The sequence below is a fragment of the Halomonas sp. M4R1S46 genome (genome assembly GCF_025725685.1).
Taxonomy (GTDB): Bacteria; Pseudomonadota; Gammaproteobacteria; order Pseudomonadales; family Halomonadaceae; genus Halomonas.
Map to the genome: position 1 here is coordinate 569,270 of NZ_CP107008.1, position 14,427 is coordinate 583,696.

The 14,427-nt window shown below is 68.9% G+C and carries 13 protein-coding genes; 9 read left to right on the top strand and 4 right to left on the bottom strand.

The genetic code is table 11. The features are described 5' to 3' along the window. Positions 1-99 precede the first annotated feature (99 nt). Entirely contained in the window at positions 100-399 is a 300-nt protein-coding gene (locus OCT48_RS02685) for a YciI family protein (protein WP_263591209.1), read from the bottom strand. Between the two features lie 116 nt (positions 400-515). On the opposite strand from OCT48_RS02685, the gene OCT48_RS02690 reads away from it, so the two are divergent. The 3 genes from OCT48_RS02690 to OCT48_RS02700 all read left to right on the top strand — a co-directional run bounded on the left by OCT48_RS02690 (position 516) and on the right by OCT48_RS02700 (position 3,090). After that, positions 516-1,424, top strand: coding sequence for a PHP domain-containing protein (locus OCT48_RS02690; protein WP_263591210.1), 909 nt, complete (start codon positions 516-518; stop codon positions 1,422-1,424). A 44-nt stretch (positions 1,425-1,468) separates the two neighbouring features. After that, positions 1,469-2,092: an L-threonylcarbamoyladenylate synthase gene (locus OCT48_RS02695; RefSeq protein WP_263591211.1), complete on the top strand. Its 624-nt coding sequence runs from the start codon at positions 1,469-1,471 to the stop codon at positions 2,090-2,092. Positions 2,093-2,313: 221 nt separating this feature from the next. Next, on the top strand, positions 2,314-3,090 hold the full coding sequence (locus OCT48_RS02700; protein ID WP_263591212.1) for a 5'-nucleotidase, lipoprotein e(P4) family: 777 nt from the start codon (positions 2,314-2,316) through the stop codon (positions 3,088-3,090). Positions 3,091-3,127: 37 nt separating this feature from the next. Here the strand turns inward: OCT48_RS02700 and OCT48_RS02705 are convergent, their stop codons facing one another. Continuing rightward, positions 3,128-4,015 carry an ion transporter gene (locus OCT48_RS02705; RefSeq protein WP_263591213.1) on the bottom strand — a complete coding sequence of 296 codons (888 nt, stop codon included), beginning with the start codon at positions 4,013-4,015 and terminating at the stop codon, positions 3,128-3,130. A gap of 26 nt (positions 4,016-4,041) precedes the next feature. Continuing rightward, positions 4,042-4,911, bottom strand: coding sequence for a CYTH domain-containing protein (locus tag OCT48_RS02710; RefSeq protein ID WP_263591214.1), 870 nt, complete (start codon positions 4,909-4,911; stop codon positions 4,042-4,044). Positions 4,912-5,019: 108 nt separating this feature from the next. Between OCT48_RS02710 and OCT48_RS02715 the strand changes: the two genes are divergently transcribed. The 6 genes from OCT48_RS02715 to glrR all read left to right on the top strand — a co-directional run bounded on the left by OCT48_RS02715 (position 5,020) and on the right by glrR (position 12,790). Next, positions 5,020-5,700 carry a TIGR00153 family protein gene (locus tag OCT48_RS02715; protein ID WP_263591215.1) on the top strand — a complete coding sequence of 227 codons (681 nt, stop codon included), beginning with the start codon at positions 5,020-5,022 and terminating at the stop codon, positions 5,698-5,700. 58 nt (positions 5,701-5,758) lie between these two features. Further along, positions 5,759-7,024 (top strand): inorganic phosphate transporter, encoded by a 1,266-nt coding sequence (locus OCT48_RS02720; RefSeq protein WP_263591216.1) that lies wholly within the window; start codon positions 5,759-5,761, stop codon positions 7,022-7,024. 196 nt (positions 7,025-7,220) lie between these two features. Beyond that, complete coding sequence (gene argA / locus OCT48_RS02725) at positions 7,221-8,534, top strand: amino-acid N-acetyltransferase (protein ID WP_263591217.1); 1,314 nt, start codon at positions 7,221-7,223, stop codon at positions 8,532-8,534. A gap of 808 nt (positions 8,535-9,342) precedes the next feature. After that, positions 9,343-10,830 (top strand): sensor histidine kinase, encoded by a 1,488-nt coding sequence (locus OCT48_RS02730; RefSeq protein WP_263591218.1) that lies wholly within the window; start codon positions 9,343-9,345, stop codon positions 10,828-10,830. 1 nt (position 10,831) lies between these two features. Then, positions 10,832-11,380 carry a hypothetical protein gene (locus OCT48_RS02735; protein ID WP_263591219.1) on the top strand — a complete coding sequence of 183 codons (549 nt, stop codon included), beginning with the start codon at positions 10,832-10,834 and terminating at the stop codon, positions 11,378-11,380. Between the two features lie 15 nt (positions 11,381-11,395). Next, on the top strand, positions 11,396-12,790 hold the full coding sequence (gene glrR / locus OCT48_RS02740; protein WP_263591220.1) for a two-component system response regulator GlrR: 1,395 nt from the start codon (positions 11,396-11,398) through the stop codon (positions 12,788-12,790). Positions 12,791-12,957: 167 nt separating this feature from the next. Here the strand turns inward: glrR and xseA are convergent, their stop codons facing one another. Then, on the bottom strand, positions 12,958-14,307 hold the full coding sequence (gene xseA, locus OCT48_RS02745) for an exodeoxyribonuclease VII large subunit (RefSeq protein WP_263591221.1): 1,350 nt from the start codon (positions 14,305-14,307) through the stop codon (positions 12,958-12,960). Between the last annotated feature and the right edge of the window lie 120 nt (positions 14,308-14,427).

Here is a 14,427-nt window from a genome sequence, read left to right on the forward strand (position 1 = left end):
TACCGCCGGCGGCCAAGATCCCTAGGTTCGTTCCCTACGAACCCACGCACTTCCCACATCAATGTGGGTCGTCGAGCGCAGTAATGAATCGGTGCTGCCCTAGGGGAGGGCCTTCTTGAACGGCTTTACCGTCACCTTGGCGTAGACCCCGGCGATGATATAGGGGTCGGCGTCGGCCCAGGCCTGGGCGTTGTCCAGGTCCTCGAACTCGGCGATCACCAGGCTGCCGGTGAAGCCGGCCTCGCCCGGGTCCTCGCTGTCCACGGCGGGGTGCGGGCCGGCCAGTACCAGGCGGCCCTCGTCGCGCAGCTTCTCGAGTCGGGCCAGGTGATCGGGACGGGCGGCCAGGCGCCGCTCCAGGCTGTTGTTCACATCTTCACTGATGATGGCGTAGAGCATCGCAGGATTTCCTAGGCAGAGCGGCTCGCGCCGCGTGGACGACTGGCTCGCCATTGACCGGGTAGGGTCGCGCGAGCACCATGGTCATTATTCTGACAAAGTCACCTGCCGGCGTCATGCCAATGAATGCACTTCCCGTGCGCTTCGAGGGCGATCCCCTCACCATCGACCTGCATATGCACTCCACCGCCTCGGATGGCGCCCTGGCCCCGGACGCCCTGGTGGCGCTGTGCCACGAGCGCGGCCTGAGCCATATGGCTCTCACCGACCACGACACCATGGACGGCGTCGCGACGGCCCGGGCGGCCGCCGCCGGGGTGGGGCTCTGTGTGCTGCCGGCCACCGAGCTCTCCACTCAGTGGCGCGGTATCAACATCCATGTGGTGGGGCTGCTGCCCGACGGCGCTCGGGGTGACCTGGTGGCCGGCCTCGTCGCCCAGGCCCAGGCGCGGGAGCGCCGCTCGCTGAAGATCGCCGAGCGCATGGAGAAGGTCGGCCTCGACGATGCCCTGGCCCGAGCCCGGGAGCAGGCCGGCTCGGACCGTCCGCTGGGGCGGCCGGACTTCGCCCGGGCCCTGGTGGCGGCGGGCCTGGTGCCCGACATGAGCAGTGCCTTCGCCAAGTACCTGGGCAACGGCAAGGCCGGCGATATCAAGGCCCACTGGCCCTACCTCTCCGAGGCGGTGGCCTGGATCCTCGATGCCGGCGGCGTGGCCGTGCTGGCGCACCCGCTGCGCCACGGCCTGACCCGGCGCAAGCGCGGCCTGCTGCTCGACGACTTCCGTGCCGCCGGCGGCCAGGCCGCCGAGCTGGTCAGCGCCTTCCAGAACCCCGACGTCACCCGGGACCTGGCCCGCCAGCTCCAGGAGCGCGAGCTGCTGGCCTCGGTCGGCAGCGACTTCCATTTCCCCGGCGGCCACCTGGCCCCGGGCACCATGAGTCCGGTGCCGCGCACTGCGGTGGCGCCGGTCTGGACCCACCCGCGTCTGGCGGCCTGCCTCGGCCAGCCGGCGCCGGCCGCCTGAGGCCGCGATCGCGCCGAAACCACCTCACTGAACAGGGAGCGCCAATGAGCCAGTTCTTCCAGATCCACCCGGACAACCCGCAGAAGCGTCTCATCGACCAGGCGGTGCAGATCATCCGCGACGGTGGGGTGATCGCCTATCCCACCGACTCCGGCTATGCCCTGGGCTGCCACCTGGGGGACAAGAAGGCCGTGGAGCGGATCAAGTGGCTGCGTTCCCTGGACGACAAGCACAACTTCACCCTGGTGTGCTCGGACCTCTCCGAGATCGGCACCTACGCCAAGGTGGACAACGCCGTCTTCCGCCTGCTCAAGGCGCACACCCCCGGGCCCTACACCTTCATCCTCCAGGCCACCAGTGAGGTGCCGCGGCTGCTGCTGCATCCCAAGCGGCGCTCCATCGGCGTGCGGGTGCCGGATCACCAGATCACCCGGGCCCTGCTCGACACCCTCGGCGAGCCGCTGATGAGCGTGACCCTGATCCCGGAGGGCGAGGAGCTGCCGATGACCGATGCCGAGGAGATCCGCGAGCGCTTCGGTGCCCACCTGGACCTGGTCATCGACGGCGGCGCCTGCCATCTCGAGGCCACCAGCGTGGTCGACCTGCGCGAACTGCCGCCCAGGGTGGTGCGCGAGGGCCGTGGCGATATCGCCCCCTTCCAGGCCTGATTTCCCGTCATCAAGGCACGCCCCGCGCCGGCTCGCCTCCTGGTCGAGCCGGTTTCTTCATGGCTGGAAAGACAAGGGGGTACGGTATCGCCTCTCTTTCATTATTTGAATGAGCAATAAAAATAAAATACGATCCAATCGCCTTTCTTCGATAACAAGGTGTAATCGGATGGCGGACGATACCGTCGCCGACGTGATCACCGACGACAAGGAGAATTCCCATGCCGATGTCTGGTTACCGCCGTGCCGGCGCTGCCGCCGCCCTGGCCGGTCTGATGGCCCTGCCGCTGGCCGCGCCGGCTGTCGCCGACGACACCATGGTCTGCGCCCAGGCCGCCTATGCCATGGGCCTGCGCTACCAGCAGCAGTCCGCCGAGGTCGCCGCGCTGCAGCGTCAGGGCTTCGCCCTGGCCCGCTATCGTCTCGAGGACCAGCTCGCGGCCCACGGCGAGGACGCCGACCTGGCGATCATCACCGACCTCGACGAGACGGTGCTGGACAACAGCGCCCTGCTGGCCCGGGACATGGCCGAGTGCCACGACTACACCACCTGGGATACCTGGAAGCACTGGGAGCGTGAGGGCGAACCGGGCCTGATTCCTGGCGCCAGGGCCTTCCTGGACTTCGCCGACGAGCAGGGCGTGGCCATCTACTACGTCTCCGACCGCTACCAGGAGAACGAGGCCGACACCATCGCCACCCTGGAGGCGCTGAACCTGCCCCAGGTCACCGAGGGCAGCGTGATGCTGCTGGGCCCGCCCAAGGCGGAACGCCGCGCCGCGGTGGTCGAGGACCATACCCTGGTGATGCAGCTCGGCGACTCCCTGCACGACTTCGCCGGCGAGTTCGCCGACGCCGACCTCGCCGGGCAGCACGAACTCGTCGGGGAGCACGCCGGGCGCTTCGGCCAGGACTGGATCGTCTTCCCCAACGCCGGTTACGGCGACTGGAGCGAGGCCGAGCTGGAAGCCTGGGAGGCGCCGCTCGAGGTCGAGTGATCCGCCGCGACGACCGTCGTAAGGGAAACGCCCCGGGTCAGTCCCGGGGCGCTTCGTCGTCCTGGGCCCCGCCCCGGGGATCCGGGGTATTCTCGTCCAGCCAGGTCCCGCAGCGCAGGCAGTAGCGGGCCCGCTTCTCGTGACGATCGTGGCCGCAGCCGGGACAGGCCTCGTCGGAATAGCGTTCGGCGCGGATCGAGCGGATCACCTCGGCGGAGAAGACCCCGGTGGGCACCGCGATGATCGAATAGCCGATCAGCATCACCATCATCGAGATGGCCTGGCCCAGCGGCGTCACCGGGGTGATGTCGCCGTAGCCCACCGTGGTCAGGGTGACCACGGCCCAGTAGATGGCGGTGGGGATGCTGGTGAAGCCGGCCTCGGCGGGTTCGATCAGATAGACCAGCGAGGCGAAGATGGTCACCAGCATGAAGACGGTGAACAGGAACAGGAAGATCTGGTGGCTGCTGCGCATCAACGCCCCCAGCAGCAGGCGACCCTCGCCGACGAACTCCATCAGCCGCAGCACCCGGAAGATGCGCAGGGTGCGCAGCAGGCGCACCACCACCAGTGACTGGGTGCCGGGGAGCAGCAGTGCCAGCCAGGTGGGCAGGATGGCGACCAGGTCGATGACGCCGTAGAAGCTCTTGAGGTACTGCCAGGGCCGTTCCAGGCAATACAGGCGTACCGCCAGCTCGATGGTGAAGAGCAGCGTGAAGCCCCATTCCAGGCGAATGAACCAGTCGCCATAGGCCTCGCGCAGCGGGACGATGCTCTCCAGCATCACCACCAGCACGCTCGTCAGGATGACGCCGATCAGTGCGATGTCGAAGCCCTTGGCCAGCGGCGTGTCCGACTCGAAGATGATCTGGAAGACGCGTGTCCGGAGGCCTTCCGCGGCGGGCTTGAGGTCGTGGTGGTTCATGGGCGTCATCCTTGTGGTGGCCGGGCTCAGCCGAGCGATACCTCGCCGGGGAGTCGCCGCGCCAGGGCCAGGGCGCGCTGGCCGAAGGCCGTGGTCAGCCAGTCCGGCGTCGCCAGGGCCTCGGCGAGGCGGTGGGCGTCGGCGCTCACGGCATCATCGCCCAGCTCGGCCAGGCGTTGGAAGGCCTGGCGGGCCTGGTGGCGCCAGGCGTCGTCGCCGGTGTCGGCCAGGGCATCCAGGGCCACCACGGCGCGATGCAGCCAGGCCCCGGGGGGGCCGCCCTCGGGCAGCGCCCAGCGGCCGGCGAGCAGGGCGCCGCCGCGGGCGGCCTTGCTGGTGTCGGAGGGACGCAGCGGCACGTCCTCGGCGAGGCGCGCGGCGAGCTCGAGCACGGCGGCCGGGTCGCCTTCCTTGAGTTCGAGCTCCAGCTCTCGGATCGGCGCCTCGCGCCCGTCGCTGCGGATCTCGCCGATATCCAGCGCCACCTCGATGCTGGCGCTGTCATCTTCCAGCCACCAGATCTCGCGCACGAAGTCGGTGGCGAAGCGAGGAGCCAGCCGCCCCAGCACGCCTTCGCCCAGCGCCTGCATGGGCGGCAGGGCGGCCAGCCCCGCGAGGTCGAGGCCCGGGCCCGGCACCTCCCATTCCCACTCATCGCGGCTCGACAGCCCGCCGCTGCCGTGGCCGCGGGTCTTCAGCGTCTGCAGCAGGCGGCCGTCGACGTGCCGCAAGCGCAGCGCCGCCCGGGCGGCCTCGAGGGTGCCCTCGGGGGTGTCGAAATAGGTGTTGCCGAGGCGGGTGGTCCGCGGGACGAGGCCGGCCAGGCCGGGGTGGTGTCGCAGGGCCTCGGGACCGGTGGAGCCCAGGGCCAGCTTGAGTTCGATCTCGTTTGCCATGCACGGCCGCCTTATATCATTGTGATTAACGTTTGATGATTTTTTCATGACGGCGCTCGCCCCAGTCACTATACTGGCGCCGCCATTTCCAAGTGCTCAGATGCCCCCATGGTGACATCCAATCCCTTCTCCGCGATGTTCGGCCGCTCGCCATTCCAGCCGTTGCTGGCCCACATCGTCAAGGTCAATGACTGTGCCGACCAGCTGCTGCCGTTCTTCGAGGCCACCCTCAAGGGCGACTGGCAGGACGCCGGCGAGCACCGCGAGACCATCACCCGTCTCGAACACGAGGCCGACGAACTCAAGACCGAGCTGCGTCTCAACCTCCCCAACACCATGTTCCTGCCGGTCTCGCGCTCCGACCTGCTGGACCTGATCAGCGTCCAGGACAAGATCGCCAACAAGGCCCGCGACATCACCGGCATCATGCTCGGCCGCAAGATGCAGGTGCCCGACGAGCTGGCCCAGCCGATGCGCGACTACATGCAGACCTCCGTGGCCTGCGTGGCCCAGGCCCGCGAGGCCCTGGAGGAGCTCAAGGACCTGCTCGAGTCCGGCTTCGGTCGCAACGTCTCCGACGTCATGCAGAAGCTGATCCGCGAGCTGCACGTCCTGGAGCAGCAGGCCGACAGCCAGCAGGTGGCGATCCGCCGCCAGCTGTTCGAGCTGGAGGACCGTCTGCCGCCGGTGGACGTGATGTTCCTCTACAAGATCATCGACTGGGTCGGTGAACTGTCCGACCGCGCCGAGCGCGTGGGTAGCCGCCTTCAGATCATGACGGCCAACTGATCGGGCCCGGTCCGATCCACATCCGCCTCTTCTGACCGCTAGCAAGGGACACCGTCCTATGTCGATCATCGCGCAACACGGCGACCTCTTCATCCTGCTCGCCTGTGCCTTCGGCTTCTTCATGGCCTGGGGCGTGGGTGCCAATGACGTGGCCAATGCCATGGGCACCTCGGTGGGGTCCAAGGCCATCACCATCAAGCAGGCGATCCTCATCGCCGTGATCTTCGAGTTCCTCGGCGCCTGGCTGGCCGGCGGCGAGGTCACCAACACCATCCGCAAGGGCATCATCGACCCCGCCCTGCTGCAGGAGGACCCGCAGCTGCTGGTCTACGGCATGCTGGCCTCGCTGCTGGCCGCCGCGACCTGGCTGTTGATCGCCTCGATGCGCGGTTGGCCGGTCTCCACCACCCATTCCATCGTCGGCGCCATCGTCGGCTTCGCCATGGCCGGGCTGGGGCTCGAGGCCATCGGCTGGACCAAGGTCGGCCAGATCGCCGCCAGTTGGGTGGTCTCGCCACTGATGTCCGGCACCATCGCCTTCATGCTGTTCAAGTCGGTCCAGCACCTGATCTTCGAGAACCGCGATCCCTTCGCCGCGGCCAAGCGCTACGTGCCGATGTACGTCTTCCTGGTCGGCTTCATCGTCGCCATGGTCACCCTGACCAAGGGCCTCAAGCATGTCGGCCTGCACCTCGGCTTCGGCGAGAGCCTGATCTATGGCCTGCTGATCGGCCTGGGCGTGATGCTGCTCGGTGGCTTCCTGGAGCGTCGAGTCAGCCGCAACCGCAGCGAGGACGATACCTTCGGCTTCGGCGGCGTCGAGCGGGTCTTCGGCGTGCTGATGCTGTTCACAGCCTGTGCCATGGCCTTCGCCCACGGCTCCAACGACGTGGCCAACGCCGTCGGGCCGCTGGCCGCGGTGATCACCGTGGTGCAGAGCGGCGGCCAGGTGGGGGGACAGGCCCTGGTGCCCTGGTGGGTGCTGGTGCTGGGCGGCGGCGGCATCGTCGTCGGCCTGGTCACCTACGGCCACAAGGTCATCGCCACCGTGGGCACCGGCATCACCGAGCTGACGCCCAGCCGCGGCTTCGCCGCCACCCTGGCCGCCGCCACCACCGTGGTGCTGGCCTCGGGCACCGGCCTGCCGATCTCCACCACCCACACCCTGGTGGGCGCCGTGCTCGGCGTGGGCCTGGCCCGTGGCATGGCGGCGCTCAACCTGCGCGTGATCGGCACCATCGTGATGTCCTGGCTGATCACCCTGCCGGCCGGCGCCGGCCTGGCGATCATGTTCTTCTTCATGTTCAAGGGGATGTTTGGCTAACGGCTACCGCCGGTTAGGGGGCAGGGGTGAGGAGTATGGTGTGACCATACGCCTGTCCCTGACTCCCCTCACTCCTCACGCTTTACTCCTCACTCCTCGTCCCGCGAACCTGACCGGGAGGGGAGTGCCGCCGTTTTCGTCCGTCTGATATAGTCAATGCTCATCCTCCCCTCTCACCTGCTGCCGGAGCGCGGCCTTGGACACTCGTTTCCCCTTCGTCGACTGGTTCCGTAATTCCTCGCCCTATATCAATGCGCATCGAGGACGAACCTTCGTGATCCTGATCGAGGGCGAGGCCGTTGCGCAGGGCCGTGGCGAGCAACTGATCCAGGACCTGGCGCTGCTGCACACCCTGGGCGTGCGCCTGGTGGTGGTGCAGGGTATTCGTCCCCAGGTGCACGAGGCCCTCGAGGCGGCGGGCATCACTCCGCGGCGCCACCAGGGCCGCTGGGTGGCCGACGAGGCGGTCATGGCCCGGGTCGAGCGGGTGGCCGCCGAGCAGCGGCTGTGGCTGGAGGCCCGGCTGTCGCTCGGGCTGCCCAATACCCCGCTGCACGGGGTCGAGATGACAGTGGTCTCCGGCAACCTGGTGATGGCCAAGCCCCTCGGGGTGCGTGACGGGATCGACTTCGACCGCAGTGGCGAGGTGCGCCGGGTGCGCGACGCGGCGATTCGCGGTCTGCTGGGCCAGGGCTCGCTGGTGCTGCTGCCGCCGCTGGGCTTCTCGAGCACCGGTGAGGTCTTCGACCTGGACGCCGCCGACGTGGCTCGACACACGGCCACGGCGCTCGGCGCCGACAAGCTGATCCTGCTGGGGGAGGCCAGCGGCCTGTTCGACGATGCCGGCCAGCTGCAGCGCCAGCTGACGCCGGCCGAGGCCGCCCCGCGGCTGGCCCGGACCCCTCCTGACGACGAGCTGTCCCGCCACCTGGGTGCCGCCTGCGCCGCGGCCCGCCATGGCGTGGCCCGTACTCACCTGCTCTCCTGGCGGGACCATGATGCCCTGCTCGGCGAGCTCTTCACCCGGGACGGGGTGGGCACCATGATCACCCAGCATCGCTACGAGCAGCTGCGCCCCGCCGAGATCGACGACATCGGCGGGCTGCTGGAGCTGCTCGAGCCGCTGGAGCGTCGTGGCATGCTGGTGCCGCGTTCCCGGGAGCGCCTCGAGTACGAGATCGAGGACTATGTGGTCATCGAGCGGGACGGCATGGTCATCGGCTGCGCCGCCCTGCACACCTTCGGCGATGCCCGCATGGGCGAGCTCGCCTGTGTGGCCGTGCATGGCGACTACCGGGGCGGGGCCCGCGGCGACCGACTGCTCGCCGAGGTGGAGCGCCGTGCCCGCCAGCTGGGGTTGGTGGCGCTGTTCGCCCTCACCACGCATACGGCCCACTGGTTCTTCGAGCATGGCTTCCGCCAGGCCGATATCGCCGACCTGCCGCCGCTGCGCCGGGATACCTATAACCACGCCCGCCAGTCCAAGGTGCTCGTCAAGGCCCTCGCCTGACCCCCTGTCGCCGCCTGGCGGCACCATGCGAAACGGTGTCGCCAGGTGGAGACATTGTAGGTAGTTGTTACAAAAGGCTTTTATCGGCTGCCCGGAATCATTGTCGCCAATCGGCGACGAAAAATCCCGTCGATCGGGCGATTCGGCCGCACGGGATCGCCACCTGTCCTGATGCTGCCAATTTGTAAGATCGTATCTCCTTGATTTTAAATAGTTAGTCTGGTTGTTGGCACGCGGTTGGCAATAGTCAGGGTGAGCAAGCGGAAACGGTTCAAACGGCTCGAACCGTGTTCCGGTCGCCGAGGGGCCGAGATAACACTGCCCTGTGCCTTTTGGCCTCGCGGCGATCAACGTCTGCTCCAGCGATGTGTGACTTTAGGTTGCGATGAGACGGTACCGACAGCGTCAAGGAAGTGTACCGATAAGGGCAAGGATGCCCCGGCAAGGATGCCTCCCCCCTAGGGGGGACGAATTGCGCGACATCGCCCGGCCGAGGCCTGGGCGGTGACGCCAGAGACGAAGCGGGGTGGTCCGCCACCCACACGAGGATGACTAGCTCCTGGTGGCAAAGGGCGTCCCCGTGGCTTCGCGGGCCTCACGGCCCTGGGAAAGTCGGTCGATGGATGGACCAGGCCGGCGATCGAGCGGCTTTCTCGACCCTTCAGTTCCCTGCGTATTGGGCCGGCTCTGCCGGCCTTTTTTTCGTGTCGTCACGGCGCCACAGCGTGCAGGGTCGCCGGCCGAACTCTGGTATTCTCGGGCTTGAACGATGGACACTTCCCTCACTCTTCTCGGTAGAACGCTGGCCATGACCACCGCTGTGTCCCGCCGTTGGCGCCCGCGCTCACTGCTGCAGCTGGTGTTGCTCGCCTTCCTCATGGTGATGCTGCCGCTGGCCGTGCTGATGTTCCAGGCCGGCCAGGCCCTGTCCGAACTCTCGCGGCTGGCCGACCAGAGTGCCCGCCAGGCGGTGGAGGAGACGCGTCGTGCCCGTACCCTGGGGGCCCTGGCCCTGGAACTCGAGCGCAGTGCCCGCCAGTATGCCGTGGTCGAGCAGGAGAGCCTGCTGGAAATCTACGACGAGCGGCTGGCGGAGTTTCGCCGCCTGCTCGCCCGGCAGCGCGAGCTGCTGCCCGACGACCCGAACGTGAAGGCGCTCTCCAGCGAGCTGGACAAGCTCGCCGAGCTGCCCGGGCTGCCGCTGGAGGAGTTCAAGGGTCGGCTCACCGATTTCCTGTCCTTCGCCGAGCATACCGAGGCCATGCGGCATGCCACCAACCGGCGCATCGACGACCGCCTCGACGTCATCCGTGCCCGAGCCGAGGACGTGCAGCGGCGGCTGTGGTGGCAGACCGCCGCGCTGGTCTCGGCCAGCCTGATTCTGATGCTGCTGTTCACCCGGCTGATCATCCGCCCGGTGCACCAGCTCGAGCGGCGGATCCTGGGCATCGGCAGCGGCGGCCAGGAGGCCAAGCGGGCGCCGGTCCAGGGCCCCGCCGAGCTGGTCAGCCTCGACGAGCGGCTCGACTGGCTGTCGTCACGGCTCGAGGAACTGGAGGAACAGAAGCAGCAGTTCCTGCGTCACATGTCGCATGAACTCAAGACCCCCCTGGCCAGCGTGCGCGAGGGATCGTCGCTGCTTGCCGACGGTGTGGCCGGCGAGCTCTCCGACCACCAGCGCGAAATCCTCGAGCTGATCGATGCCAGTGGCAGCGAACTCCAGCAGCTCATCGAGCAACTGCTCGACTACAACCTGCTGCAGCACAACCGCCGCCTGGAGGTCGAGCGGCTGGATCTCGCCACCGTGGTCAAGGAAGTGCTGGCCAAGCATCGCCTGGCGCTGCAGCAGAAGGAGATGCGCGTGGACTGCTTCGATGGTCCCCTGGCCTGGCAGGCCGATCGGATCGCCACGGCCCGCATTCTCGACAACCTGATCTCCAACGCCATCGCCTACGGCGAGGATGCCGGCCAACTGGAGATCCGTGCCCGGGTGGAGCAGGAGCGACTGATCGTGGAGGTCGCCAACAGTGGCGAGCCGATTCCCGAGGAGGACCGGCCGCGGCTGTTCGAGGCCTTCTATCAGGGACGCATACGACGCAAGGGCGCCCTGAAGGGCTCCGGCATCGGTCTCTCGGTGGCCGCCGACTGCGCCCGGTTGCAGGAAGGCACCCTCGAACTGGTGGACGATCCCCGCCTGGCGGTCTGTTTCCGACTGACCCTGCCGCGCCCGGCGCCGGCCACCGAGCACGATACATCGACACCCGCCCTGCCGGGTGTCCAGGAAAGGAACGACTGACATGAACCTACGCCCGCTGCTCCTCGGCCTGGCCACGACCTGGCTGGTGGGCTGCCAGGGGTTCCCGGAGAACCTCCAGGGACCCCGCGACACCGCCGGCCCCCAGGTCCAGCTCAGCGCCGGCGCCTGCTTCTCGGAGGTGCCCAGCTTCGCCGATGACGCCTGTCTGCTGCATGACTGGATAGCCCTGGGCCTGGCCTCCCAGCGGGGGGATCGCGCCTGGCGCGAGGGCATGCTGCTGACCCTCGAGGGGAGCGGCGCCGAGCAGCGCCTGGGCCGCGCCGTGCTGCTGGCCTGGGGCGACGAGGCCCAGTGGGACGAGGCCTCCGAGCTGTTCAAGGCCGACCTGCATGCGGCGCCGGCCCGGCTGCAGCCGCTGCTGCGCTACTGGCTCAACGAGGTGGAAGGCCGGCGCAGCCTGAGCCACCAGCTGGTCGAGGAACGCAAAGAGCGGGAGGCCCTGGCGGCGGAGAACGGGGCCCTGACCGAGAAGCTGGATGCCCTCACCGCCATCGAGCGGAACATCAATTCGCGACAGCAGACCGAGTAACTCGGGAGAGACGACATGACCCCAACCGGACGCCCCTACGCCAACGGTGATCAAGGCGCTCACATCCTGCTGGTGGACGACGACCCCAGTCTGCTCAAGCTGCTGGGCATGCGGCTGCAGAGCCGCGGCTTTCGCGTGACCACCGCGGAGAGTGGGCGCGAGGCCATCAAGCGCCTCGAGGCCGCCCGGCCGGACCTGGTGCTTTCCGACATGCGCATGGACGAGATGGACGGCCTGGCGCTGTTCCAGGAGATCCAGCGCCGCTCGCCGGGCCTGCCGGTGATCATCCTCACCGCCCATGGCTCGATTCCCGATGCCGTCAGCGCCACCCGGCAGGGCGTGTTCGGCTTCCTGACCAAGCCGGTCGACCGTGACGAGCTGTTCGCCACCATCGACGAGGCCCTGGCCCAGACCACCACCGCCAACGGCGAGGGCGACGACGCCTGGCGCTCGGCCATCATTACCCGCAGCCCCGAGATGGAGCGCATCCTCGAGCAGGCCCGCATGGTGGCGAGCTCGGACGTCAGCGTGCTGGTCACCGGCCCCTCGGGGTCCGGCAAGGAGCTGCTGGCCGGCGCCATCCACAAGGCCAGCAGCCGCGCCGACAAGCCCTTCGTCGCCATCAACTGCGGCGCGCTGCCGGAGCAGCTGCTCGAGAGCGAGCTGTTCGGCCACGCCAAGGGCGCCTTCACCGGCGCGGTGAGCGAGCACCAGGGGCTCTTCCAGGCCGCCGATGGCGGCACCCTGTTCCTCGACGAGATCGGCGACATGCCGCTGCCGCTGCAGGTCAAGCTGCTGCGGGCCCTGCAGGAGCGCCAGATCCGCCCGCTGGGGTCGACCGCCTCGGTGCCCATCGACGTGCGGCTGATCTCGGCCACCCATCGCGACCTGGGCCAGGCCATGCACGACGGCGAGTTTCGCGAGGACCTCTTCTACCGGCTCAACGTGGTCAACCTGAAGCTGCCGCCGCTCAAGGACCGCGCCGAGGACGTGCCGCTGCTGGCCAAGTACCTGGTGGCCCAGGCGGCGGCCCGCCACAAGCCCTTCGTCAAGGGCTTCTCCCGGGAGGCGCTGAACCTGCTGGCGTCGAGCGCCTGGCCGGGCAACGTGCGCCAGCTGGTCAACGTGGTGGAGCAGTGCGTGGCGCTGACCAGCTCGGCGATGATTCCCGAGGCGCTGGTGGCCCAGGCCCTGGTGGCCGAGGAGAACGCCCTGCCGACCTTCAACGACGCCCGGGCCGGCTTCGAGCGCAGCTACCTGGTCAAGGTGCTCAAGATCACCGAGGGCAACGTGACCCAGGCGGCGCGCATCGCCGGGCGCAACCGCACCGACTTCTACAAGCTGCTGGCCCGCCACGAACTCGAGCCCTCGGCCTTCAAGCCCGGCACGGCCCACAGCGAGGCTTCTTGAAGAGACGACCGATCGGCTAGGCTGAGTCTGAAAAGTCGGCGAGCGAAGGTTAGACAAGGCAAAAATCAGCGAAAAGCCGGAGTTTACGAGCTGTAAATGAGGACTTTGAGCTGATTTTTAACGCCGTATAACCGAGCGCAGACACTTTTCGGGCATTGCCTGCGCCGTCAGTCGGCGGCGTCCTCCCCGGGCAATACCTCCAGGGCCAGCCGGCCCTCGCCGAGGCGCGCCTCCAGGCGCTCGCCGGGTGCGGTGTCCGCCGCCCGGCGGATCACCCGTCCCGCCTCGTTCTCGAGGATCGCATAGCCCCGGCCGAGCACCGCCAGCGGGCTCACCGCCTGCAGCTCCCGGGCCAGGGCGGTGAGCCGCTCGCGATGGCGGGAAAGCTCCCGGGGCATGGCCTGGTGCAGGCGCTGGTGGGCCAGCGTCAGGCGCCGCTCGGCCTGGGCCACCAGGGTCGCCGGCGAGCGCAGCGCCAGCCGTTGGCGCAACTGGTGCTCGCGCTGCCGGGCCGCCTCGAGCCGGGTGCGCATGGCCCGCGCCAGGCGTCCCTCCAGTTGCTCCAGCTGTCTTCGCCGATAGCCCAGCACCTCGCCGGGGTGACGCAGCCGGGCCCGCAGGTGATCCAGGCGCTGGGCCTCGGTGTCGAGCCGCGCCCGCTCGGCGCGCCCCAGGCGGGCCTCCAGCACGCGCAGCCGGGCGAGCAGCTCGCCGCGGTCCGGCACCAGCTGCTCCGCCGCCGCCGAGGGCGTGGGGGCCCGCCGGTCGGCGGCGAAGTCCGTCAGGGTGACATCCACCTCGTGGCCCACCGCCGACATCACCGGCAGTCGCGAGTGGAAGATCGCCCGCGCCAGGTGCTCGTCGTTGAAGGCCCAGAGATCCTCCAGGCTGCCGCCGCCCCGGGTGACCAGGATGGCATCCCGCGCGGGGTCCAGGGCCGACTGGCGATTGAGCAGCCCCAGGGCGGCGATCATCGCCGGGGCCGCCTCGCGGCCCTGCACCGGCACCGGGATCAGGGTGACCTGCACCAGCGGCCAGCGCGCCGCGAGTACCGCCAGCACGTCGCGGATCGCCGCCCCGGTGGGGGAGGTGAGCACCAGCAGGTGGCGCGGCGGGTAGGGCAGGGGCCGGGCATTGGCGAACACTCCCTCGGCGTCGAGCTTGGCCTTGAGCCGCTCGAAGGCGGCCAGCAGCTCGCCTTCGCCCACCGCCTGCACGGCCTCGGCGATCAGCTGGTAGTCGCCGCGCGGCTCGAACAGCGAGACCCGCCCGCGCACCTTGACGTGGTCGCCGTCGCGCATCGGCGCGGCGACGAAGCGGGCCCGGTTGCGGAACAGCGCACAGCGCAGCTGGGCCCGCTCGTCCTTGAGGGTGAAGTAGACGTGGCCCGACGACGGCCGCGAGACGCCGGACAGCTCGCCCTCCACCCAGACGTCGCCGACGTCCTGCTCCAGCGCCTGGCGGGCGCGGCGGTTGAGTTCACTGACGGAGAAGAGGGGCGCGTCGGCGGTCGGCATGGGGCGTCCTTGGCTGGGGCATGACGGGCGCCCCGTACTGTAGCCGACCCCGCCAGGCGCGACTACGCTGAAACCGACGCAGGAAGCCCGGGGCCTCGCCCCGGTCAGCACGCCAGCACG